The organism is Nakamurella sp. A5-74 (assembly GCF_040438885.1).
Classification (GTDB): domain Bacteria; phylum Actinomycetota; class Actinomycetes; order Mycobacteriales; family Nakamurellaceae; genus Nakamurella.
Map to the genome: position 1 here is coordinate 3,710,502 of NZ_CP159218.1, position 23,436 is coordinate 3,733,937.

Annotated in this window: 22 protein-coding genes and 1 riboswitch; of the genes, 7 read left to right on the forward strand and 15 right to left on the reverse strand. The window is 67.7% G+C overall.

Annotation, left to right across the window (positions count from 1 at the left end):
- Positions 1-93 precede the first annotated feature (93 nt).
- Together ABLG96_RS17020 and ABLG96_RS17025 are read left to right on the forward strand one after the other, a co-directional pair.
- Complete coding sequence (locus tag ABLG96_RS17020; RefSeq protein WP_353648515.1) at positions 94-1,464, forward strand: M20/M25/M40 family metallo-hydrolase; 1,371 nt, start codon at positions 94-96, stop codon at positions 1,462-1,464.
- Between the two features lies 1 nt (position 1,465).
- The gene (locus ABLG96_RS17025; RefSeq protein ID WP_353648516.1) at positions 1,466-2,938 is read left to right on the forward strand and encodes an MFS transporter; all 1,473 of its coding nucleotides are present in this window, start codon (positions 1,466-1,468) and stop codon (positions 2,936-2,938) included.
- Between the two features lie 51 nt (positions 2,939-2,989).
- Here the strand turns inward: ABLG96_RS17025 and ABLG96_RS17030 are convergent, their stop codons facing one another.
- The 3 genes from ABLG96_RS17030 to eno form a co-directional block, all read right to left on the reverse strand.
- Entirely contained in the window at positions 2,990-3,562 is a 573-nt protein-coding gene (locus tag ABLG96_RS17030) for a DUF501 domain-containing protein (protein ID WP_353648517.1), read from the reverse strand.
- Positions 3,543-3,968 carry a septum formation initiator family protein gene (locus ABLG96_RS17035; RefSeq protein WP_353648518.1) on the reverse strand — a complete coding sequence of 142 codons (426 nt, stop codon included), beginning with the start codon at positions 3,966-3,968 and terminating at the stop codon, positions 3,543-3,545. Before ABLG96_RS17035 ends, ABLG96_RS17030 begins: the two co-directional genes overlap by 20 nt.
- A 224-nt stretch (positions 3,969-4,192) precedes the next feature.
- Positions 4,193-5,476, reverse strand: coding sequence for a phosphopyruvate hydratase (eno, locus tag ABLG96_RS17040; RefSeq protein ID WP_353648519.1), 1,284 nt, complete (start codon positions 5,474-5,476; stop codon positions 4,193-4,195).
- A gap of 150 nt (positions 5,477-5,626) precedes the next feature.
- On the opposite strand from eno, the gene ABLG96_RS17045 reads away from it, so the two are divergent.
- A complete protein-coding gene (locus ABLG96_RS17045; RefSeq protein ID WP_353648520.1) occupies positions 5,627-6,007 on the forward strand; it encodes an NUDIX domain-containing protein in 381 nt (126 codons plus the stop codon).
- A 197-nt stretch (positions 6,008-6,204) separates the two neighbouring features.
- Here the strand turns inward: ABLG96_RS17045 and ABLG96_RS17050 are convergent, their stop codons facing one another.
- Genes ABLG96_RS17050 through ABLG96_RS17065 form a run of 4 tightly spaced genes read right to left on the reverse strand, consistent with a single transcriptional unit; the run spans position 6,205 to position 9,452 of the window.
- Positions 6,205-7,167, reverse strand: a complete 963-nt coding sequence (locus ABLG96_RS17050) for a hypothetical protein (RefSeq protein WP_353648521.1) — start codon at positions 7,165-7,167, stop codon at positions 6,205-6,207.
- 40 nt (positions 7,168-7,207) lie between these two features.
- On the reverse strand, positions 7,208-8,173 hold the full coding sequence (locus tag ABLG96_RS17055) for a hypothetical protein (protein ID WP_353648522.1): 966 nt from the start codon (positions 8,171-8,173) through the stop codon (positions 7,208-7,210).
- On the reverse strand, positions 8,170-9,054 hold the full coding sequence (locus ABLG96_RS17060) for an ABC transporter ATP-binding protein (RefSeq protein WP_353648523.1): 885 nt from the start codon (positions 9,052-9,054) through the stop codon (positions 8,170-8,172). The genes ABLG96_RS17055 and ABLG96_RS17060 overlap by 4 nt, the downstream gene beginning before the upstream one ends.
- A 14-nt stretch (positions 9,055-9,068) precedes the next feature.
- Entirely contained in the window at positions 9,069-9,452 is a 384-nt protein-coding gene (locus ABLG96_RS17065; protein ID WP_353648524.1) for a hypothetical protein, read from the reverse strand.
- A gap of 217 nt (positions 9,453-9,669) precedes the next feature.
- Between ABLG96_RS17065 and ABLG96_RS17070 the strand changes: the two genes are divergently transcribed.
- Entirely contained in the window at positions 9,670-11,769 is a 2,100-nt protein-coding gene (locus tag ABLG96_RS17070; protein ID WP_353648525.1) for a TerD family protein, read from the forward strand.
- A gap of 221 nt (positions 11,770-11,990) precedes the next feature.
- Entirely contained in the window at positions 11,991-12,710 is a 720-nt protein-coding gene (locus ABLG96_RS17075) for a sulfite exporter TauE/SafE family protein (RefSeq protein ID WP_353648526.1), read from the forward strand.
- A 13-nt stretch (positions 12,711-12,723) separates the two neighbouring features.
- On the opposite strand, the gene ABLG96_RS17080 is transcribed toward ABLG96_RS17075, so the two are convergent.
- Together ABLG96_RS17080 and fgd are read right to left on the reverse strand one after the other, a co-directional pair.
- Entirely contained in the window at positions 12,724-13,383 is a 660-nt protein-coding gene (locus tag ABLG96_RS17080; RefSeq protein WP_353648527.1) for an NAD(P)H-binding protein, read from the reverse strand.
- 41 nt (positions 13,384-13,424) lie between these two features.
- The gene (gene fgd / locus ABLG96_RS17085) at positions 13,425-14,426 is read right to left on the reverse strand and encodes a glucose-6-phosphate dehydrogenase (coenzyme-F420) (protein WP_353648528.1); all 1,002 of its coding nucleotides are present in this window, start codon (positions 14,424-14,426) and stop codon (positions 13,425-13,427) included.
- Positions 14,427-14,505: 79 nt separating this feature from the next.
- On the opposite strand from fgd, the gene ABLG96_RS17090 reads away from it, so the two are divergent.
- Positions 14,506-14,847, forward strand: a complete 342-nt coding sequence (locus tag ABLG96_RS17090; RefSeq protein ID WP_353648529.1) for a metalloregulator ArsR/SmtB family transcription factor — start codon at positions 14,506-14,508, stop codon at positions 14,845-14,847.
- Positions 14,844-15,290, forward strand: coding sequence for an SRPBCC domain-containing protein (locus ABLG96_RS17095; protein ID WP_353648530.1), 447 nt, complete (start codon positions 14,844-14,846; stop codon positions 15,288-15,290). The genes ABLG96_RS17090 and ABLG96_RS17095 overlap by 4 nt, the downstream gene beginning before the upstream one ends.
- A 527-nt stretch (positions 15,291-15,817) precedes the next feature.
- Here the strand turns inward: ABLG96_RS17095 and ABLG96_RS17100 are convergent.
- The 6 genes from ABLG96_RS17100 to ABLG96_RS17125 all read right to left on the reverse strand — a co-directional run bounded on the left by ABLG96_RS17100 (position 15,818) and on the right by ABLG96_RS17125 (position 23,432).
- Positions 15,818-16,564 (reverse strand): succinate dehydrogenase/fumarate reductase iron-sulfur subunit, encoded by a 747-nt coding sequence (locus ABLG96_RS17100; protein ID WP_353648531.1) that lies wholly within the window; start codon positions 16,562-16,564, stop codon positions 15,818-15,820.
- Complete coding sequence (locus ABLG96_RS17105; protein ID WP_353648532.1) at positions 16,561-18,693, reverse strand: fumarate reductase/succinate dehydrogenase flavoprotein subunit; 2,133 nt, start codon at positions 18,691-18,693, stop codon at positions 16,561-16,563. The genes ABLG96_RS17100 and ABLG96_RS17105 overlap by 4 nt, the downstream gene beginning before the upstream one ends.
- A gap of 16 nt (positions 18,694-18,709) precedes the next feature.
- Entirely contained in the window at positions 18,710-19,399 is a 690-nt protein-coding gene (locus ABLG96_RS17110; RefSeq protein WP_353648533.1) for a succinate dehydrogenase cytochrome b subunit, read from the reverse strand.
- A gap of 155 nt (positions 19,400-19,554) precedes the next feature.
- Positions 19,555-20,736: a homoserine O-acetyltransferase gene (locus ABLG96_RS17115; RefSeq protein WP_353648534.1), complete on the reverse strand. Its 1,182-nt coding sequence runs from the start codon at positions 20,734-20,736 to the stop codon at positions 19,555-19,557.
- A gap of 59 nt (positions 20,737-20,795) precedes the next feature.
- Positions 20,796-22,109 (reverse strand): bifunctional o-acetylhomoserine/o-acetylserine sulfhydrylase, encoded by a 1,314-nt coding sequence (locus ABLG96_RS17120; protein WP_353648535.1) that lies wholly within the window; start codon positions 22,107-22,109, stop codon positions 20,796-20,798.
- Between the two features lie 239 nt (positions 22,110-22,348).
- Positions 22,349-22,463: riboswitch (SAM riboswitch) on the reverse strand.
- Between the two features lie 351 nt (positions 22,464-22,814).
- On the reverse strand, positions 22,815-23,432 hold the full coding sequence (locus ABLG96_RS17125; RefSeq protein ID WP_353648536.1) for a bifunctional 4-hydroxy-2-oxoglutarate aldolase/2-dehydro-3-deoxy-phosphogluconate aldolase: 618 nt from the start codon (positions 23,430-23,432) through the stop codon (positions 22,815-22,817).
- Positions 23,433-23,436 lie beyond the last annotated feature (4 nt).

Here is a 23,436-nt window from a genome sequence, read left to right on the forward strand (position 1 = left end):
CTCGACCACTGTAGGTCGATCTGTCCTGGAAGGTAGCGGTTGTCCGGTGCCCATCATCATCCCGCCACCCACTCTGCGATCTAGTCTTCCCGGATGAGCACCGCGCCGTCCGACTCCGTACTGGGGCACGAGGACAAGGCCGCGGTGGAGGCGCTCCGTGCGGTGGTCCGCATTGCGACCGTCGCGCACCGCGACGCCGACGTCCACGACCCGGAGCCCTTCGACGACTTCGTGGAGGAATTGGCCGGCCGGTTCCCGCTGCTGCACGAGGCCTGCGAGATCACCCAGCACTGCGGGCACGCGCTGCTGCTGCGCTGGCCCGGTCGCGGCCCGGCACACCAGGACGCCACGGCCGGCCCGGTGGTGTTGATGGCACATTCGGACGTCGTCCCGATCGACCCGGACGACGACTGGCAGCATCCGCCCTTCTCCGCAGACCTGGCAGACGGCTTCATCTGGGGCCGGGGCACCCTGGACTGCAAGGGCTCGTTGATTGCGCTCTGCAGCGCCGCCGAACGGCTGCTGGCCGAGGGCTTCTCACCCCGGCGCGACATCTGGTTCTCCTTCGGCTGCAACGAGGAGATCGCTGGTACCGCAGCGACTTCCGCCATCGAGCTGCTGCAGGCGCGAGATGTCCGGCCGTGGTTCGTGCTCGACGAGGGGGGCGCCGTTGTCGATGACGGGTTCCCGGGGATGACAGGTCCGATCGCGATGATCGGGGTCGCGGAGAAGGGCCTGCTCGATCTCGAACTCCGCGCCGAGGCCGCTGGCGGGCACGCCTCCACTCCGACCCGGGGCGGTGCGACCGCCACCCTCGCACGGGCGATCGTGCGCCTGGACGAGCATCCCTTCCCCACCAACGTGCCGGCCGCGACCGTCGCGATGCTCGAGGTGATGGCCACCCGGCTGCGGGCGCCGCTCGGCCGGGCGCTGGCACTGTTGACGAAGCGGCCCCGGTTGCTCGCAGCGGCATTGCAGCGCGCCGGCGCCGAACCGGCGGCGATGACCAGGACCACCACCGCGATCACCCAGCTCCGTGGGTCTCGGGGAGCGAACGTCATCGCCACCACTGCCACCGCGACGGTCAACCTGCGGATCATGATCGGCGAGACCGTGGAGGGGACCATCGAGCAGGTACGGCGGATCGTGCGCGACAATGACGTCACGCTGACGGCGCTGTCGTCGAGCGAACCGAGCGCGGTCGCGCCCGTGGACGAGGCGTTCGAGCTGCTCGGTGAGACGCTCGCCGCCGTCATGCCCGACGTCGTTCCCGCCCCGTACGTGGTGATGGCCGCGACCGACGGTCGGTTCTTCCAGCAGAGCTTCCCACGTGTCTACCGATTCAACCCGTTCCGGATGAGCGTCGATCTGCGCAGGACCCTGCACAACGTCGACGAACGTATCGGGGTGGCGGATTACCTCGAGGGAATCCGTTGGTATGCAGCACTTCTCGGAAGGCTCTGACATGTCCGGTCGTGGCGCCCGCTCGGTCCCGTCTGCCGCCGTCCCGCTGGCCGGGATCGTGGGCTTCCTGGTGTGCGTCGAGCTCGCTTCCGGTGTGCTGCAGGGTTTCTACACACCGATCTTCACCGACATCGCCGACCGACTGTCGATCGCCCACGGCGACGTGAACTGGTTCGAGGCTGCGCAGTTGCTGGTCTCGGCGCTGGTGGTGCCGGTGCTCTCGCGGCTCGGCGATCTGGTCGGTCACCGCGCAATCCTGTTGGGTTCCACCGTCGTCACCGCGCTGGCGTCGTGGGCGGTGGCGTTCGCGCCGAGCTTCGGCACCTTCCTGATTGCCTGGGCCCTGCAGGGCTTCTACGTCGTGTGGTTGCCTCTGGAGGTGGCGATCATCCACCGCCGGACTGCGGGTGACGAGCGTCGGACCCGCGGCGCTGCAGGCATTCTCGTGGGCGCGCTCGAGCTGGGCGTGATCATCGCGGCGCTGGCCAGCGGCGCGCTGGTCACGTCGATGTCGCTGACCACCGTGCTGATGATCCCCGCGGTGATCGTCACGCTCGCAGCGGTCGCCATCTATTTCGGCGTGCACGAGCCGCGGACCCCCGGCGCAGCCAGGATCGACTGGCGGGGATTCGCCCTGCTCACCGTCGCGCTCGCGCTGCTGATGGCCGGACTGGTGGTGCTGCGCCTCACCGGACCGGCCGACCTGCGACCGTGGATCGTGATCATCGCGGCCGCGGCCATCGGCGTGCCGTTCGTCCGGTGGGAATTGCGGGCCACGGCGCCGCTGGTCGATCTGCGAGTACTCGGTGCCCGCGGGCAGTGGCCGATCCAGCTGACCGCTTTCCTGTTCGGCGCGTCGGTGCTGGGCGCCCAGATCCCGCTGTCCACCTACGCCAGAACAGATCCGGCCGTCGCCGGTTACGGGCTGGGGGCGAGCGCGTCGACGTTGTCGCTGCTGATCGGCGGGTACGTGCTCGCACTGGCGGTCGGGGCGCTGACATACCCGCTGGTGGCGCGCCGCACCGGCAGCCGGAGCGCCATGACCGGCGCCGCGGTGCTGGTCGGGGTCGGCTACCTGCTGTTCCTGCCGCTGCACAGCGGGATGGGGCAGCTGACGCTCAACATGGTGATCGCCGGGCTCGGATCCGGCGCCCTGGTGGCCGCCCTGCCGGCCGCCGCGGTGGCCGCCGCCCCGAGCGGACACTCGGGCTTCGCCGCCGGGATGACGAACACCACCAAGACCATCGGCGGCGCCATCGCCTCCAGCATCTTCGCGATCGCGCTGGCCGCCACCGGTTCCATCCAGGACGTCGACGAACGCGGCATCTACCCGCCCTTCAGCGGCTATCTGACGGTGTGGACGATCTGCGGAGTGACGGCCCTGATCGCGGCAGTGAGCCTGGTGGCGCTGGCGCGGGGCGGCGAGGGCGCGAGCGTACCGCTGGCGAAAGGTGTTGTTGCGGGCGACAAGTAGCGCCTTCTCGCCAGCAACAACCCGTGACACCAGCGACAACCGGCGCGGCTCTCAGGCCTCGGGCTCAGGGTCGGCCCCGGGCTCGCGCGGCAGCTGCGCACACACCAGTTCGCCCTTGACGGCGTACTCGGCGAGCAGGTCCACGGCCTCATCGCCCAACGGGTTGACGCCCCGGCCGACAGCCAGCGAGTGCGCGACCAACACGTGCAGGCACTTGACCCGGTCGGGCATCCCGCCGGCCGTCACCGCTTGGCCCAGCTCTCCCAGGGCGTTGCGGGTGGCGAGGTAGCTGTCGTGGGCGTGCTGGTAGTCGGCCGCCAGGTCGAGATCCTCGGTGAGCCGGTGGGTCATCTCGGCCATCAGACCTTCCGACTCCATCCGGCTGACGATCGTCGCCAGCATCGAGCAGGTCAGGTAGTAGAGCGTGGGGAACGGCGTCCCGTCCTCCAGCCGGGGCGCCGTCTGCAGCACGGCCGGCACGCCGTGTCCGCAGCGATAGGCCGTACCGACAACCCCGCGGGGCCGTCTGCCGAGCTGGCCGAGGACGAGTTCGGCATCCGCCTCGGTCCACGGCTCGACCTGCTGGGGCGCTCCCCAGGCGAGGTCAGCCACCGGGCTGGACATCGGCGCTGACGGTGTCCCAGAGCTTGGCGTACCAGGGCCCCGCGGCCGGAGGTGTCGCAGTCTTCGCATCGGTCGTCGAACCGCTGCTGGTCGGGGTCGCCGATTTCGGCGGAATCACCCGGTACACGGTCTGGCCGGGCGAGACGTACTGCAGCCGACGTCGAGCCTCGGCAGCCACATAGTCGGGGTCGGAAAGGGCGCGCTTTCGCTCCTCCAGGGCGGCCTTCTGCGCCTGCAGTCGCTCGATCTGCTGCTGGGCCGCAGCCAGGTCGCTCTGGCGGGCGATGTAGCTGCGCAGCGGGCCGGCGACGGCCACCGCCACGATGGCCAGTGCCAGGCCCAGGGCCAGCGTCTGGCGCAGCAGCCCGGCGCGGGCTGCCGGCGCGGCCGGTCCACCGACGGACAACTTCGGCAGCCGCGAGGTGGGCCCGTCCGAGCTCCGCGCCGCATCGTTGCGGGAACGGGGGCGTTCGGACCGTCCGCCGGGTCCGCTCGGGCCGCGTCGGGCGGAAGAGCCCGAGCGCGCCGCACCGCCCGGTCCACTGGACCGGGCGGTGCGGTCAGGACGGCGTCCTGGATTGCGATGAGTCATGTCGTCCTGGGTGCTCGAAGATCAGACCTCGTCGGAGGTCATCCAGCAGTGAACCGCGGGAAGGCCAGTTCACCCTGGTAACGCGCCGCGTCACCGAGGTTCTCCTCGATCCGCAGCAGCTGGTTGTACTTCGCGACGCGCTCGGAACGGGCCGGCGCACCGGTCTTGATCTGGCCACACCCGGTCGCCACCGCCAGATCGGCGATGGTGGTGTCCTCAGTCTCACCGGAGCGGTGGCTCATCATGCAGCGGAAGCCGCTGGAGTGCGCCAGGGTCACGGCGTCCAGCGTCTCGGACAGGGTGCCGATCTGGTTGACCTTGACCAGCAGCGCGTTGGCCGCGTGCCGGCGGATGCCCTCCTCGAGCCGGTCGGGGTTGGTGACGAACAGGTCGTCGCCGACGATCTGGATCTTGTCGCCGAGCAGCGACGTCATCGCGATCCAGCCCTCCCAGTCGTCCTCCGACAGCGGGTCCTCGATGGAGACGATCGGGTAGTTGGCGACCAGGTCGGCGTAGTACGCCGTGAGCTGCTCGGCGGAGGTCTGCTTGCCCTCGAAGGTGTAGCTGCCACCGGAGTGGAACTCGCTGGCCGCGACGTCCATCGCCAGGGCGATGTCGGAGCCCAGGGTGTAGCCGGCCTGGGAGACGGCCTCGCCGATCAGGTCGAGCGCCGCCCGGTTGGACGGCAGGTTGGGGGCGAAGCCGCCCTCGTCGCCGAGGCCGGTCGACAGGCCCTTCTTCTTCAGCACTGCCTTGAGCGAGTGGTAGACCTCGGCGCCCCAGCGCAGAGCCTCCTTGAAGGTGGCGGCGCCGATCGGCGCGATCATGAACTCCTGGACGTCGACATCGCTGTCGGCGTGCGAGCCGCCGTTGAGGATGTTCAGCATCGGGACGGGCAGGATGTGCGCGTTCGGGCCGCCGAGGTAGCGGAACAGGTCCAGATCGGCGGAGTCGGCGGCTGCGCGGGCCACGGCCAGCGAGACGCCGAGAATGGCGTTGGCGCCGATCCGGCCCTTGTCCGGGGTGCCGTCGAGGTCGATCAACACCTGGTCGATGACGCGCTGCTCGGTGGCGTCGTAGCCGATCAGGGCCGGGCCGATCTCGTCGAGGACGGCCTCGACTGCCTTCTCCACGCCCTTGCCCAGGTAGCGCTTCGGATCCCCGTCACGCAGTTCGACGGCTTCGTGTTCGCCGGTTGAGGCTCCCGAGGGAACGGCGGCGCGGGCGACGGATCCGTCTTCCAACGCGACCTCGACCTCGACGGTCGGGTTGCCCCGAGAATCGAGGATCTCGCGAGCTCCGATGACTTCGATGGCGGCCACAGGCACACCCTTTCTGAATCGATTCCGACCGAGGGGAGCCCCGGTGCCACGGTGCGAGACCAGCCTAGCGTCCGACGCTGCCCGGCTCATCAGGTGTCCGGCCCGGTTCGGGTCCGCGCACGGGGTTGTCGTGCGTCGTACGCTCGGCGGATGGGTGCCCGCGCCGTGGTCGTGCAGGACGGCTGCCTGCTGGTGATCCGCCGCTTCAAGGACGGGCAGTGGCGGGCAGTGATACCCGGCGGCAAGGTCGAGCCGGGTGAGACGCCGGCCGAGGCCGCCGTGCGGGAACTGGCCGAGGAGACCTCGCTGACGGCGTGTGTGGACCGGCTGTTCTGGGACAACGCCGCCGATGCGCAGCTCTTCTTCCTGATGGGTCCGGCGACCGGCACCCTCGCGCTCGGCGGACCCGAGGCACTGGAGCAGAGCGAGACGAACCAACACATCCCGACCTGGGTACCGCTGGCTCAGTTGGACGAGATCGGACTGGTGCCGGCCGCCTTGATCAAGAAGGTGCGGGCGCTCGAGGCCTGACCCGAAGCAGATTTCGAGCTGCTGGGTCGACTCCACGGGGCTGCAGGGGGTGGCGCATTCTGAATGGTCATTTTCGGCGCCGATACGCGCCGAATCCGACAGTGTGGGATGCGGCTGACAGATCAGCATGCGGCGCGGGACGCGCAGAGGGTCTCGGCGCCGTCCGCGCCCCAGCCTGGCATGCGCGGTCGGTTTCGTCAGGCTCTGGGCTTGCGGCGCCAGAGCAGCCAGCCCGCCCCCACCAGCGGAATCAGTCCGAAAGCAGTCATGGCCAGGCCCATCAGCACTGGGTCATGGTTTCCTACCTCGGCTGTCCAGAAGTAGTCGATCACCGTATGACGGGTTCGGCGACTGAATCCCATCACCGTCGCGATCCACCCGGCAGGCGAGAACGCATACAGATCCCGGTCGAGCGTCGCCACGAAACACACCGCCATCAGGCCCATCACCACCGCGAAGGTGCTCACGAACTGGCGGGATACGATCGCAACGGCCACGGTGAACAGTCCCAGCGCGCAGAGCATCCAGTAGGAGTGGGCCAGATCGACCACCGACCGCCCGATGTCCCCCGCCACGGGAGGCAACCATCCGGGCACTGGAAGCACCCTGCCGGTCAGCGCGCCCAGGGTGCTCGCCACGAGCACCACCAGAGCGGCGACGAACACAGCGACACTCTTCTGGACGACGATCCTGGCCGGGCCAACAGCAGCGATCGCCGGCCGCGCCACACCCGTCTCCCACAAGGTCGAGACGTGGACCGCGAGCACCATTCCCAGGGCGATGAATCCGACGATGGAGGCGCTCTGCCTGGCTGCGAAGCCGAGCGCACCCTCCCAGGAGGTGGCTGCTACCGAGTCCATCAGCTCCGCGTACTGGGTGCGCAGAACCTCGGCCGAGACATCACTCGCGTGATGGCGGAGTGCGGCGACACAGTCGCCCATGTCGAAGCGCGGCGCGAGGAGCGCACACCGACCGTTGTCGGGATCGGAACCCGACTCACGCAGCAAGGTCCTGAGCTCCGCGAGCTGGTCCGCCGCCGAATGCCGAGTGATCCACGACGTCACCGCAGCGAACAGGAACACCGCCAGCCAGACAGCTCTGCCGGCTCCGTTGCGCAGCAGCAGCCCGAGATCGGCTCGCAGCTGCCCGACGGTGATCACCCGATCACCGCGATCTCGCTCGGACGGCCGGACTGGAGCGTCACGCCTTCTGCCTGCGGCACGCCAGCGTGAGCGTGGCCGCGCCGAGCGCCACCACCACCAGGCTGGTCATCGCCAAGCCCATGTGTGCGGCACTGTAACTGCCGTACTCGTCCGCCCAGAACGAGTCGACCACTTGTCGGTTGGCGTCGGCGCTGAAGTGCATGACCGTGGCGACCCACCCGGCCGGTGAGTACGGGTACAGCGCGTTGTCGAATGTGGAGGCGAAGCTCAGGGCGAGCAGAGCCATCACGACCACGAAGGCGAGCACCAGCTGGCGTGTCAAGACCGCGAATGCGACCGCGAGCAGGGCGACCGCACACATCATCAAGTAGCCACGAACCGCATCGATCAACGACTGCTGCAGGAGATTGTCCGGTGCGGGCAATGGCTCGGAAATGGGAACGATCCCGGCGACGACGACTCCCAGGGTGCTCGCCAGCAGGACAGACACGGGTGCGACCAGTGCTGTGACGCTCTTGAGAACGACGATGCGATTGGTACCGAGCGCGGCAATCGCCGGACGCGCGACACCCGAACTCCACAGTGACGTGACGTGTAGCGCCACCAACAGGGTCACAGCGATGAAACCCACCATTGATGCGCTCTGCCTGGACGCGAATCCCAGGGCCCCTGAAAGGGACGTCGAGGACACGCTTTCTTCCACCAGCTGGTGATATTCGATCAGGCTACCGAAGTACGTATGCCTTCCTGGCCCCAGGGTCGCCAGACACGCAGAGGCGTTCCAGGAATCCAACAGCAGCGCACACGGACCCGAAGTGTTGTCGGCGACACCACCTTTCTCGGCCAGCCCCTTACGGATGGTACTCAAAACGCGGACCCCTGCATTCCTGGTGATCCAGGACGTCATTCCAGCGAACGCGAAGACCGCAACATAGACGAACCAGAACGCCCGCCTGCGAAGAAAGAGAGACAGATCCGCTCTGATCTCGGCTCCGGTGATCATCTGTCACCCACCGCTTCCCGATAGAACAGCTCGAGATCGGATCCGACAGATTCCTGGGACACCGTGATTTGGAGCTCGCGAAGTCTCTGCCGCACGGAGTCAGCAGCACCCACTTCGACATAGAGCACGTTTCCCAGCACCTTCAGTACCACATCGCCTAGATCGGCGGCCACGGCATTCGCGTCAGCGGACGGGTCGATGCGGAAGCTCGCATTGCGCCGGTCGATACTCGATCGGTCGAGCTGTCGTCGGATGACTCCGCCCTGCAGTACGACTATCTCGTCGCAGCACTGCTCCGCGATGGCGAGCTGGTGGGTCGAGACCAGTACCGCACAGCCGTTCGTTGCGAGCCCGCGGATCAGGCTCACCATGCTGTCCGTCTGCTCGGGGTCAAGTCCGTTGAACGGCTCGTCGAGCACCACCAACCGAGGACGGCCCAGGATGGCGATCGCCACGCCCAGACGCTGACGCATTCCGTGCGAGAGTCGGCTGATCCGGCGACGCCGGAACTCTGTCAGGTCAACGGCTTCCAGAACATCCTCGACATCCTGCTGCGTGCGGCCCTTCATCAGCCGCCAGTAGTTGAGTTCTGCATTCACCGATTGCCATCGGTACAGACCGGGCTCGTCGATGAGCACGCCGATGTCTTCGCGAGGCGGCGCCTCCCAGGATCCTGCGGTAGGGCGGAGAAGCCCGACCAGAGTGCGCATCAGCGTGCTCTTGCCCGCTCCGTTCGGGCCGAGCAGGCCGGTGACAGACGAACCACGGATCTCCATCGACACGTCGACGAGCGCCGCACCATGGCCGCGGAAGTTCTGTGTGAGGGCGGTGGCCCGAGCGACAATGCCCAGACGCTCAATGTCGGAGATCTCCTGCTGCATTCTGTTTGCCCGCGTCAGCGAGGATAGGTCCACGTGAATTTGACGGTTACCGCTCGGTCGTTACTGCGAAAGCGGAGGAAATGATCGCCGTTGTCATCGGAGTTCCATGCCGCACCAACATTCCTTCCGCAGGCGATACCTTTTCGGCCCTGCGGATTGTTCGGCTCGAAGAAAAAGTCCTGGTAGAGCTCGACTGAGATGGTCGCGCCCGTGCACGTCGCTTCGGTATACGCCAAATGTCGCCCCGCTGCCGTTGCGTTCAACGAGACAGTGTCCAGCTCGCGAGTGTAGTCACCGCGACCGCTGTAGGTCGCAGCAAGGGCCGGAGCTGCGAAAGCAATCACCGCCGATGACGTCATGGTAGCCACTGCCGCAATTCGCTTGAGTTTGCCGTTCACACGATCCCCGATTCTTTGGTCGGAGGACTCCCCCCCCCGGTTCGGGAGAAAGCTACCACACGCATCTGGATGACGGTGGCAACTGACCCTTGAGCCTGCCTGTGCGCGCACGCCCGGCCGTCCGGCAGGACCTCGACCGCTCGAGACCTCTGCATCCGCTCCGGCGGCGGCGCGCCTGTCAGGGGTCCCGATCAGACAGCGTGCCATTCTCTGACTCATGCCATCCGCAGGGGAACTTCCGGTCCATCTGTCCAAGGGTGCGAATCTCGCCCTGCGATCGCTCGATGAGGAGCTCGGCTCGGTCACCGTCATCCTGGAGACCGAGGGAAGTGAGGGAACGGCCGTCGACGCCGACGTCAGTGTCCTGCTGCTCGGCGACGACGGGCGGGTGCGGTCCAACGACGACCTGATCTTCTACAACCAGCCGGTCGGCGCCGACGGAGCCGTGCACCTGCGCGACAAAATCAGGACCGACCACCAATCGACGCCCGTTGCGAGTGACGTGGTGACCGTCGAACTCGACGACCTCCCCGACGACGTCGCCCGCATCGTGCTGTCCGCGAGCCTGGATCCCACCCTCGGCATCACCTTCGCCGCAGCATCGTCGGTGACGTTGAGGATTGCCCGGTCGTCCGACGCCCAAGAACTCGTGATCTTCGGCCTCGAGGCATTGAGCTCCGAGACTGCGATGCTGTTCGGAGAGTTCTACCGCCGGGCCGGCGAGTGGAAGATCCGGGCCATCGGTCAGGGATTCGCCGACGGGCTGACGGCGCTGGTCACCGAGTTCGGCGTGGACGTCGACAATTCCGAGCCGGCACTCGGGGAGGACCTGAGCGCAGATGACTCGACTTCGGATGCATCTGCCGAGGCGAACACTTCGAACCCCTCCTCCCCGGTCATGACCGAGGAGGCGCTGCCGGTCGAGATCACCCCGGTGCCCGCTGGGACGACGCGGGACGACACCGCCCCCGAACCCGCTCGTACGGCCAAGGTCTCGGTGCGCCGATCCACCCGTGCGCCGAAACTCCCCACCGACTGGGATCGGACGATCCCGGCGGACACCGACGCCGACTGGCAACGTGCCCGGCTGTTCCCCGTTGCCGGCATCGGTGGAGCCGAGGAGCAGGAGAGGCGCGCCACCTCGGCACTGCTCGCGGTTCTCGGCATCGTGAGGGAATTCGGACGGGCGGTCACCGCGCGAGTGGGAGCCCCAGCAGGAGCAGTGACGACGTTCATCGAAGTTCCTTTCGGACTCGACGAGCAGGCCTACCGGCCGGACGGGGTGATCACCGTCAAGCGGGGACAACGCGAATGGCGCGCTCTCGTCGAGGTCAAGACTTCGGACGGGAAATTGAACTTCGAACAGGTCGATCACTACGTCGAGATCGCGCGCGCCAAGAACTTCGATGCCGTCATCACGATCAGCAATCAGCTCGCCGGATCCAACGACGAGCACCCGATCGCCTTCGACCGCCGCAAACTCAAGAAGGTCTCGCTCCACCATCTCTCCTGGGAACAGATCCGGACCGACGCGATTCTGCTGTCGCGTCATGCCCGGGCAGCCGACAACACACAGGCCGTGGTGCTGGACGAGTTCCTCCGCTACATGGAGCACCCGCGATCCGGTCTGCACGGCTTCACCGACATGGGCCCCGAATGGGTCAAAATCCGCGATGCCGTCAAACACCGCACACTCCGGGCAAGCGACAAGGGCTGCGCCGAGGTGATCGCGCACTTCGATCAACTGGTGCGGCACATCGGGTTGCAGCTGACCAGTCTACTCGGAGTGGAGACGTCGATCCAGCCCCCGCGGGCACGGGCAGACGGGACCACCCGGCCTCAACAGCTGGCCGACTCGGGTCAGCTGTTCGGGTCGATCCGCGTCCCCGGCGCAGTCGACGCCCTGGTGATCACCAACGACCTGCGGTCCGAGCGAGTGGGGGTTTCGATCCAGGTCGATGCGCCCCGCGATGGCCGCCCGTTGACGCGGATCAATTGGCTGCTCCGTCAGATCCCGGACGCCCGCGATGCTCTGCGTGTCGAGGCACTGCTCGCCGGTGGCCGCGGACTCTCCACCGCGGAGCTCCTCGGATCGGTCCGGAAGAAGCCCGAACTGCTGGTGCCCGCTGATGGACGGGACATCAGGGCGTTCCGCCTGACGTTGGAACTCCCGATGGGGACCAAACGGAACTCCGGGACCGGCGGCGTGATCCGCTCGGTCCATCAGGCGACCACTCACCTCTACGCCGAGGTCGTGCAGCACCTGCGACCGTGGAACGCGAAACCCCCACAGCTCACCGCACCAACGCCGGACTGAGCCGATCGCCGTCCACAGCCGACTGCGCTGCCCACGGGGCCGACTACAGCGCAGCCGCATTCTCGATGGTCGTCTCCAGCCCCGAATCGGGCCACAGCCGACCATTCAGCATGCGCCGGGCCGATCAGCATGCGCCGGACCGGATGGGCATGCGCCGCGTTCGTTGGATGACGCGGGGCGATCCGGTCCTGCCGCCCGCGCGGCAATGATCTGATGGTCAGGTGACGGTTCTCGCTGCGGTGCTGATCGCTGCCGTCGCGGGTTTCGCACAATCGGTGTCCGGCTTCGGGTTCGCTTTGCTGTCAGTGCCACTGCTCGTCCCGTTCGTGGGGGCGCCGGCAGCCGTGGTCGCCGCCACCGGGCTGGGTTTCGTGCTCTCCGTCGGCACGAGCGTCCATCAGCGTGCTCACATTCCGTGGCGCACGGTGGTGGTGGTCTCCTCGACCGCATTGATCGGCCTGCCGGTCGGCCTGCTGGCGCTGCGTCTGTTGGATGCCCGCTGGCTGTCGCTGCTCATCGGCTGTGTCGTGATCGGGATGACCGTGCTGATCGCACGGCCCCGCACCCGGCCCGTCCCTGGCCGAGCAGTCGGGGTGGCCGGCGTGGTGAGCGGTGCACTGCTCACCTCCACCGGGATGAACGGCCCGCCGCTGGTCCTCGCGCTCCAAGGCGCCGGGCTCACGCCACGCGCGTTCCGCGCCTGCTTGCAGGCCGCCTTCGCGCTCCAGGACATCGCGGCGATCATCGGGTTCGCGGTGGTCGGCCGGATCGGATCCGACGCCCTCACGGTGGTGGCCGCCGGCATCCCCGGCCTCGCGGTCGGCTGGTTGATCGGCGACCGGGTGTTCAGCCGAATCGATCCGAAAACCTTCCGGCGGCTGGTGCTGGCCCTGCTGGTGGCGACCGGAACGCTCGCGGTCGTGCAGGCCATCCTGGGTTGAGGCTGCGAAGGCCTCAGCTCCGCAGTGCGGCCAGCGCCTCGTCGATCGGGGTGGCACCGTTGTTGAACTCGATGGTGCGCCGGATGGTCGCCGGGGTCTGCAGCACCGCCGCGATGACGGCGGCGACATCGTCGCGGCTGACCTCGCCCGCTGAGGCGCCGGCGTCGGCCGTCTCGATCAACCCGGTGCCGGCGTCGAGGGTCAGCGAGCTCGGGGCGACGATCGTCCACTCCCGGTCGCTCGCGCGCAGGTACTCGTCGGCCTCCGCCTTGGCCTGGGCATAGGCGTGGAAGGAATTCTCCTCCGGGACACCGTGGTCGAGCCCAGCACCGAAGTACGACACCAGCACAAACCTGGCGACGCCGGCTGCTGCCGCGGCATCGACCGCCCGGATCGCAGCGTCACGATCGACGGCGAAGGTGCGCGCGGCATCCCCGCCGCCGGCGCCGGCGCTGAACACGACGGCGTCATGACCGGCAATCACGGCGGTGAGCGAATCCACCGTCGCCGACTCGATGTCGGCGACGACGCTCGAAGCCCCGGCCTCGGCCACGTCCACCCCGTGGTCCGGATTGCGGACCACCGAGTCGACCTCGGCTCCGTCGGCGCTCAGTAACTTCGCCAGCCGGAGAGCGATCTTGCCGTGGCCGCCGAGAATGACAACACGAGTCATGCGTTTGCCCCTTCGAGGGATCAATGAATTGTCTGCGGGGCTCAGCCGAGTTCGCGGAGCTTGGGCAGCACCTCGGCGCCGTAGAGCTCCAGGAAGCGGGCCTGGTCGGGCCCGGGGGCGTGGAACACCAGGTGCTTGAAGCCGAGGTCGATGTATGTCTTGATCTTCTCCACGTGCTCGTCCGGATCGGCCGAGACGATCCACCGGGACGCAGCCCGCTCGACCGGCAGCGCATCGGCGAGCCGCTGCATCTCGATCGGGTCGTGGACGTGCGTCTTCTCCTCGGGCGACAACGCCAGCGCAGCCCAGTACTTGGTGTCCTGCAGGGCGCGCTCGGGATCGTGGTCGAAGGACACCTTCATCTCGATCATCAGGTCGAGGTCGTCCAGCGACCGCCCCGCCTTGCCCGCACCTTCCGCCAGCGCCGGCAGCAGGGTGTCGGAGTAGAGCTCGGGCGCCTTGCCGGACGTGGTGATGAAGCCGTCACCCACCCGGCCGGCCATCCGGGTCGCTGCCGGACCCGACGCACCGATGTAGATCGGCACGGGTGAGTCCGGGCGGTCGTAGATGGTGGCGTTCTCGACCGTGTAGTAAGTGCCCTCCGAGGTGACGCGCTCGCCGTCCCACAACTGCTTGATCAGCGCGATCGCCTCCTTGAGACGGGCGAAGCGCTCCTTGCCGTCGGGCCATTCGAGCCCGAGCGCGACCTCGTTGAGCGACTCCCCCGACCCGACGCCGAGGATGACGCGCCCCGGGAACAGCACGCCGAGCGTCGCGAATGCCTGGGCGATGACGGCCGGGTGGTAGCGGAAGGTGGGTGTGAGCACCGAGGTGCCCAGGATGATCTTCTCGGTCTTCGCTCCGGCGGCACCGAGCCAGGGCAGCGCGGCCGGCGCGTGGCCGCCGTCGTGCCGCCAGGGCTGGAAGTGGTCGGAGATCCACGCCGACTCGAAACCTGCCTGTTCGGCGATCACGGTGAAGTCCACGAGCTCGCGCGGACCGAACTGCTCTGCAGATGCCTTGTACCCGAAGCGGAGTGCCATGCCTCCACCCTACGAGCGTTCACCGGATCCGTCCCACAGAACACTTCACCAATCGGTACAGTGTTGGTACAGTCGGACGATGTCCACCAACGCCGCTCTCGACGCCGCCGCAACGGCGATCGCGAACCCGACGCGTCGGCAGCTGATCGAGCATCTCGCCACCGGACCGACCAGCGTCAGCACCCTGGCCGAACTGCTCGAGGTGACCCTGCCTGCAGTGCTGAAACAACTCGGCATCCTCGAGCGCGCCGGCATCGTCGCCCGACACAAGACCGGACGGGTTGTGACGGTTGCGCTCGTCCCCGGAAGCCTTGCGCCGCTGCAGGAATGGGCCCTCCAGAGTCACCTGTTCTGGACCGGTCACCTCGACCGGTTCGCCGCCCACGTCTCACCGACCCGACCCGAAACAGGCCCGAAATGACAGCACTGACCTTCACGCGCGCCGTCGCCACCGACCCCGACAGCGCGTTCGACGCCTGGACCGATCCCGCCGAGCTGGCCCGCTGGTGGTGGCCACAGTGGCCCGACACCCAGTACGAGTTGGACGTCCGCGTGGGCGGTGGCTACCGGATCCACAGTTCGCAGGTCGGGATGGGCATCCGAGGCGAGTACATGGCCGTCGACCGGCCGGCCGGCTTCACCATGACCTGGGTCTGGGTCGAGGACGGCGAGACTCCCCCGGCCGAACCGGAGTCGGTCGACACCGTGCAGGTCAGCTTCACCGCGACCGACGCCGGCACGACGGTGACGATCGTCCACACCACCGGCGTCGCAGCCGAGAACTACCGCCAGGGCTGGGAGGACGTGCTCGCCCGGCTGCCCGGGGTGCTCCGAAACGAGAACGTGACGGAGGACGGCCGCTGACGGAGGAAAACAGCAGGAGCCAGTGCGGGAATGCTCAGCGAGCGGCCACTGTGCGACACGCACCGAGGGCGCCGTCACGTCGTGACCAGCAGATGGCCGCCGACTCGAATTTCGGCAGGACGCCCTGCGGAATCGCCCATCGACGGCCATATCCTCGTCACTCGTTTCGGAACAGAGCGACAGGATCTCGTCGCGCTCGTTCCTCGCTTGCTCGATCACCAAAACCCGCGACTGGATCTCGACTCCTCCGTCGCTCGATCACCGATGGGGTTGTTGCCGTCGTCGACGACGGTGACCGGACGCGGCTGTGCCCCGGGTCAGGGAGTGGCTCGGGCATGGGCGGGTATCCGCCGGGTGAGCCTGCGAACCCGCGGATCCCGCCGGGCGGGACCCGGGGCACAGCCGCGGCCGACCCCCAGAGAGTTTCCTGCGAACCGGCGCGTCCAGCGTGTCTCGTCACGCTCGTTCCTCGCTGCTCGACAACCGGGGCAAGCAGCGCCCTCATCCGTGGGCACGGACAGGGAAAATCAGCTGGGGTTGTGTCGCATCGCCTTGCGGAGGTCGTGGTTCAGGGTGGAGATCACGTCGAGCGGGATCTCCTTGGGGCAGGCGCCCGCACACTCGCCGATATTGGTGCAGCCGCCGAAGCCCTCGTGGTCGTGTTGATTGACCATCTTGACCACCCGGGCTGCACGCTCGGGCTGACCCTGCGGGAGCTCGGCGAGGTGGGTCACCTTGGCGCCCATGAAGAGCATGCCGGAGGCGTTCGGGCACGCTGCGACGCAGGCACCGCAGCTGATGCAGGTCGCCGCGTCGAAAGCCCTGTCCGCCTGCGCCTTCGGCACCGGAACCGAGTGCGCTTCAGGAGCGGCACCGGTGTTCACCGAGATGTAGCCGCCGGCCTGGATGATTCGGTCGAAGGCCGATCTGTCGACGATCAGGTCCTTGACGACCGGGAAAGCATCGGCGCGCCACGGCTCGATGGTGATGGTGTCGCCGTCGGGGAAGCTGCGCATGTGCAGCTGACAGGTCGTCGTCACCTCCGGACCGTGGGCCTGGCCGGAGATCATCAGGCCGCAGGTGCCGCAGATGCCCTCGCGACAGTCCGAGTCGAACGCGACCGGGTCCTCACCTTTCGCGGTGAGTCGCTCGTTGAGGACGTCCAGCATCTCCAGGAACGACATGTCCTCGGAGATGTCGTCCACCTGATAGGTGTGGAAGCTGCCCTGGGTGGCGGCAGCGGTCTGGCGCCAGATGCGCAGGGTGAGGTTCACTTGTAGCTCCGTTGCTTCAACTCGATGAAGTCGTAGACGAGATCTTCCTTGTGCAGCACCGGATCTCCGTCGTCGCCGCCCCATTCCCAGGCAGCGACGTAGGCATACTCGTCGTCGTGACGGAGTGCCTCGCCTTCCTCCGTCTGACTCTCCGTGCGGAAGTGTCCGCCGCACGATTCGCGACGGTGCAGGGCGTCGATGCACATCAGCTCGCCGAGCTCGATGAAGTCGGCGACCCGGCCGGCGCGTTCCAGCGCCTGGTTCAGTTCCTCGCCGGAACCGAGAACCTTGACGTTGCGCCAGAACTCGGCCTTCAGCCCGCGGATGAGATCGACGGCCTTGCGCAGACCCTCCTCGCTGCGTTCCATGCCGCAGTACTCCCACATGATGTGGCCGAGCTCGCGGTGGAAGGAGTCGACGGTCCGGTCGCCGTTGATCTCCAGCAGCAGCTTGATGCGCTGCTGGACGTCCGCCCTGGCTTCGGCGACTTCCGGACGGGACTCGACGTTCTCGAACGGTCCCGCGGCGAGGTAGTCGCGAATCGTGTTGGGCAGCACGAAGTATCCGTCGGCCAGGCCCTGCATCAGGGCCGAGGCGCCGAGTCGGTTCGCACCGTGGTCGGAGAAGTTCGCCTCGCCGGTCACGAACAGTCCGGGGATCGAGGACTGCAGGTCGTAGTCGACCCACAGACCGCCCATCGTGTAGTGCACTGCCGGGTAGATACGCATCGGCGTTGCGTACGGATCCTCGCCGGTGATGCGGGCGTACATGTCGAAGAGGTTGCCGTACTTGGACTTCACGGCAGCCAGTCCGAGTCGATCGATGGCTTCGGTGAAGTCCAGGTAGACACCGCGGCGGAAGTCGCCCACCTTCGGCCCGACACCACGTCCTTCGTCACAGACGTTCTTCGCCTGCCGGGAGGCGATGTCGCGCGGGACCAGGTTGCCGAAGGCCGGGTAGATCCGCTCCAGGTAGTAGTCGCGGGCGTCTTCCGGGATGTCGCGCGGATGCTTCTCGCAGTCCTCGCGATTCTTCGGAACCCAGATGCGGCCGTCGTTGCGCAGCGATTCCGACATCAGCGTCAGCTTCGACTGGTGCTCGCCGGACACCGGGATGCACGTCGGGTGGATCTGCGTGTAGCAGGGATTGGCGAAGTGGGCGCCCTTGCGGTGCGCACGCCAGCTCGCGGTCACGTTGCAGCCCATGGCATTCGTGGACAGGAAGAAGACGTTGCCGTAGCCGCCGCTGGCCAGCACGACCGCGTCGGCCAGGTGGGTCTCGATCTCGCCGGTCACCATGTCGCGGACGATGACGCCGCGCGCCTTGCCGTCGACGACGACGACCTCCAGCATCTCGTGCCGGGTGTGCACGGTGACGGTGCCGGCCGCCACCTGACGCTCCAGAGCCTGGTACGCGCCGATCAGCAACTGCTGTCCGGTCTGACCGCGGGCGTAGAAGGTGCGGGAGACCTGCACGCCGCCGAAGGAGCGGTTGTCGAGCAGGCCGCCGTAGTCGCGGGCGAACGGAACCCCCTGCGCCACACACTGATCGATGATGTTCGTGCTGACCTCGGCCAGCCGGTAGACGTTCGTCTCCCGGGACCGGTAGTCGCCGCCCTTGACCGTGTCGTAGAACAGCCGCTGGACGGAGTCGCCGTCCTCCTGGTAGTTCTTCGCCGCGTTGATGCCGCCCTGGGCGGCGATCGAGTGTGCCCGCCGCGGGGAGTCCTGGTAGCAGAAGGAGGTGACGTGGTAGCCGCCCTCCCCGAGGGTGGCAGCGGCAGAGGCGCCGGCGAGGCCGGTGCCGACGATGATCACCTTGAGTTTGCGGCGGTTCGCCGGATTGACCAGCTTTGCCTCGAACTTGCGCTTGGTCCATTTCTGCTCGATCGGACCGTCCGGGGCCTTGGTGTCCGCGATCGGCTCGCCGAGCCGGTAGAGACCCGCCACCAGGTCGCCGATCTGCGCCTGGGGGCGATCGGGCGCATCCGGGACGACGGGTGCCGAGACCGACGGCTCAGCGGAGGTCGGGTTTGCCATCGGCGAGTCGGAGGGGCCGTCGGTGGCCACCTGGACCGGGGCCAGCACGGCCGAATCGGGGTCGTCGACGTTGGACCGGGGGTCTGCCATGGAATTACCTCTCCCGCTACTTGATGACGCCGATGAGGATGAGGAACGGCGGGATGGTGAACCCGACGGAGATCACCAGGGCGATCACCCATCCCGTGATCCGTGCGACCCGACGGGACAACGCCGAGCTCGTCCATCCGAGGGTCTGACTGGCACTGAACACCCCGTGGTGCAGATGCATCGCCAGGGCGAACATCGCCGCCAGGTAGATCAAGAACACCCACCACAGCGAGAACCCGTTGACCAGCCGGTCGAAGGGGCTGCCCGCATCCCCGCCCGGGGTGATGGTCCTGGTGGTGAACTGCAGGATGTGGAACACGATGAACAGCAGCAGCGCCACGCCACCCCAGCGCATCCAGCGGGACGACAGCGATGAGCTGACCGCCTTCTTCACCGCGTACCGCTGGGTACGGGCGTCCTGCGCGCGCTTCCACAGCTTGAAGGCGGCATACGCGTGACCGACCAGGCTGAGGATCAGCACCGCCCGGATGATCCAGAGCAGCCCGGAGTACGGCAGGATCGGCTCACCGAAGGTCCGCAGGTGCTCGGCGTAGGTGTCGAAGGACTCCTTGCCGCTGATCGCCTTGAGGTTGCCGTACATGTGCAGCAGGACGTAGCCGATGAAGATGATGCCGGTACCGGCCATCAACAACTTCAGGGCGACCGTGGTACGTCGGCCCTTCGGTGGGCCTGCGGGTTTGGACACCGCTCGAGTGTTCGTGGACACCGCATCACCGTAGCCCCGGAGACACACACGGACGAAGTCAGGACAGCCTCAGGGGGCCCCACGTCATCGACGTCACAGACCCGATGGCGGCACACCGCCCGAATCAGGCCATACCGCCGATGCGAGCCGGTTGTTCAGTGTTCGCCGGCACCTGAGGTGGTGGCGTCCACCGCGTCGCGCACGATGGCGCCGACCTGCTCGGCCTCGATCAGGAACCCGTCGTGGCCATGGCCGGAACGGATGACGCGGAGTTCCCGGGCCGTGGGTGCGAGCCGGGCGATCAGCTCGCCCTGGGCCGGCGGGAACAACCGGTCCGAGTCCACCACGGCCACCGTCAGCGGCGCGGTGATCCGCCGCAGCGCGGCCTGCAGACCGCCGCGATCGCGACCGAGATCGTGCAGCATCATCGATTCGGTCAGCACCACGTAGGAGTTCGGGTCGAACCGACGGGCCAGCTTGTCGCCGTGGTGGTCGAGGTAGGACTGCACCGCGAACCGACCACCGCGCAGCACGTCCTCGCCGGACTGTTCGATGCGACCGAAGCGGGTATCCAGTTCCTGCGCCGAACGGTAAGTGGCGTGGGCGATCTGCCGGGCAACGGCCATCCCGGCGGTCGGAGCGCCATCACCTCCGGAGGCGGAGTAGTAGTCACCGCCGCGGTACAGCGGATCGGTGGTGATGGCGGCCAGTTGGGCACTGCTCCAGGCGATCTGGTCACCGGAGAACGCGGCGCAAGTGGCGATGGCGACCACATGCCGCACCCGGTCGGGATGCAGCACGCCCCACTCCAGCGCCCGCATGCCGCCCATGGAGCCGCCGATGACGGCGGCGAAGGAAGCGATGCCGAGGTGGTCGGCGAGCGCCGCCTCTGCGGCCACCTGGTCGCGCGGGGTAATGCGCGGAAACCGGGAGCCCCAGGGCCGGCCGTCCGGGGCGGACGATGAGGGACCGGTGCTGCCGCGGCAGCCGCCGAGCACGTTCGCGGCCACCACGAAGTGCCGCGCCGGATCCAGCGGTGCACCCGGACCGATGAGCCCGTCCCACCACCCGGGCGTCGGCTGGTCGGGACCGGCCGGACCGACGACGTGGGCATCGCCGGTCAGGGCATGCACGACGAGGACCGCGTTGTCGCCGGCTGCGTTGAGCGTTCCCCACGTCTCGTATGCGAGGGAGACGTCGAGCTCGGTGCCGGACTCGGTGACCAGCGCTCCCACCCGAGCCACGGCTCTGAACCCGGGCTCGGTGCCGTGCACGAGGCGCGACAGCGCCGCGGGATCACGTGACGTGCTCCCGCGACGCTGCTGCACATGAGTCATGAGTCCTCTTCTGTCCCAGTACTTCTCGTGCCCTGCTCCTTCGACGCCCGCCTCGACGGTCAGTCGATGCCCTTGGACGCGATGAAGCCCTGCTCCAGGTCGGCCAGGATGTCGTCGATGTGCTCGATGCCCACCGACAACCGCACCAGGCCGGGAGTGACGCCGGTCGAGCGCTGCTCGTCCTCGGAGAGCTGGCTGTGGGTGGTCGCCGCGGGGTGGATCGCCAGCGACCGGACGTCGCCGATGTTCGCGACCAACGAGTGCAGCTGCAGGCCGTCGACGAACCGCTGCCCTGCTTCGGCACCACCGGCCACCTCGAAGGCGAGCACCGCGCCGGGACCCTTCGGCGTGTACTTCTGTGCCAGCTCGTGCCACGGGCTGGACGCCAGACCCGCGTAGTTGACGCTCAGCACGTCGTCCCTGGCCTCGAGCCACTCGGCAACCGCCTTGGCATTGCTGACGTGCCGCTCGATCCGCAGCGACAACGTCTCCAGCCCCTGGGCGATGAGGAAGGCGTTGAAGGGCGAGATCGCCGCGCCCAGGTCGCGCAGCAGTTGGACGCGGGCCTTGAGGATGAACGCCAGATTCGCTCCGAGCGCGGAACCGACACCGAGATCGCGGGCGTAGACCAGACCGTGGTAGCTCGGGTCGGGGGTGTTGTAATTCGGGAACTTCTCCGGATCGACCCCGAAATCGAACTTCCCCGAATCGACGATCACGCCGCCGATGGCGGTGCCGTGTCCGCCCAGGTACTTGGTCGCCGAGTGCACGATGATGTCGGCACCGAACTCGAAGGGCCGCAACAGGTACGGGGTGGCGATGGTGTTGTCGACGATCAGCGGGACACCGGCTTCGTGGGCCACTGCCGACACCTTTTCGATGTCGAGCACGTCCTGCTTCGGGTTCGAGATGGTCTCGGCGAAGAAAGCCTTGGTGTTCGGCCTGACGGCTGCCCGCCACGATTCCGGATCATCGGGGTTCGCGACGAAGTCGACGGTGATCCCGAGCTTGGGAAGCGTGTAGTGGAACAGGTTGTACGTGCCGCCGTAGAGGCTCGGCGAGGAGACGATGTGGTCACCGGCCTCGGCGACGTTGAGGATCGCGATGGTCTCGGCCGACTGACCCGACGCGACGACGAGCGCACCGACACCCCCTTCGAGATCGGCGATCCGGTTCTCCACCACCTCGGTGGTCGGGTTGTTGAGCCGGGTGTAGATCGGACCGAACTCACTGAGCGCGAAGCGGCCCGCAGCCTGTGCGGTGTTCTCGAAGACGAACGACGTGGTCTGGTAGATGGGCAGGGCGCGGGCGCCGGTCTGGCTGTCCGGGCTCTGGCCGGCATGGATCTGGCGGGTTTCGAACGACCAACTCATGGTGTGTGCTCCTGGAGGGTGCCCGGGATCGACCCGGGTGGATACGGGATGGTGCGGGAGAAGCGGTGCAGCGCAGGGGATTCTGCGCGCTCCGTTGGTGAAGGGGCTGCGATCTCGGCCTGACCGGGTGTCACTCCGGGCCGGCGGCGAATCAGACCGTCGCGCTCGCCGTCACCGGCTACACATTTCCTGGCACACAGTGCGCTCCTTCGAGCATCCAAGGGCCAGTCGATGGAGGAGGCCCACGCTTGCCGAACGCCGGACGGCATTCAGCCCGGTCATCACCCGGGGCACCCCATCGCGGAGAAGGGTTGCCGTCCAGCGAGCCGGGGCTTGACGCTGGCACTCATGACCTGGCGCCGAGTGTAACGGCTGGGGTTCCGCCATGCCAGAGGAGGGTTGCACGGCGGTGCCGCGGAGGAGGCCGCCGCTCCGCAGGCTTCGCTCGGTCGCGCCGGTTCGCAGGCTCACCGGCGCGTCCATCGCTGCAGAGGGCTACGCAGCGTCCTCCTCCGCGACCCCACCCCCCAGCGACCGAGAACGGAACCAGCCGAGATCCCGACGGGGAGAACACGAGGGTCCCGACTGCATCCTCGGGTCGCTTGTCCTGAGCGAAAAAGGAGTCGAACGCACCGCCGATCGAGCGAGCGAAGAACGAGTGAGTCGAGATCCCGCCAGATCGACGACAGGTCTCGCCGAGAGGAGTCAGAAGGCTGCCAGAGTGCGCAGCAGGTCGGCGACGCGTGAGGCGGACTCCTCGGGGGTGCCCCTGGTCAGCGCCGAGCCGAGGCCGACCGCGACGGCGCCGGCAGCGATCCAGTCGGCAGCAGTTTCCGGCGTCACTCCCCCGGTCGGGATGATCGGCAACTGGGGCAGCGCGGCACGGACATCGCTGACCCATTTCGGCGAACTCGATGATGCGGGGAACAGCTTCACCGCCGATGCGCCGGCCTCGAGGGCTGCCAACATCTCGGTCGGGGTGTTCGTCCCGATCACGGCCGGAATGCCGTAGCGGTTGGCTGCGGCAATCGTCGCCGGCGAAACGGTCGGCGAGACCAGGTACTGCGCCCCGGCGCGGATCGCGGCTACCGCCGAGTCGCTGTCCAGCACGCTGCCGACCCCGACGACGGCGTCCGGGAAACGCCGCCGGATCTCCGAGATCGCCTGCAGCGCTGCAGGATTGGTCAGGGTGATCTCGACGGACTGCAGTCCGGCGTTGATCAGCGTCGTGGTGGCCGCGACGGCGGACTCCAAGTCAGGGGTGCGGACGATCCCGATCACGCGTTGCGCCACAGCACGTTCCATCATCTGCCAGCCGTACACGCGC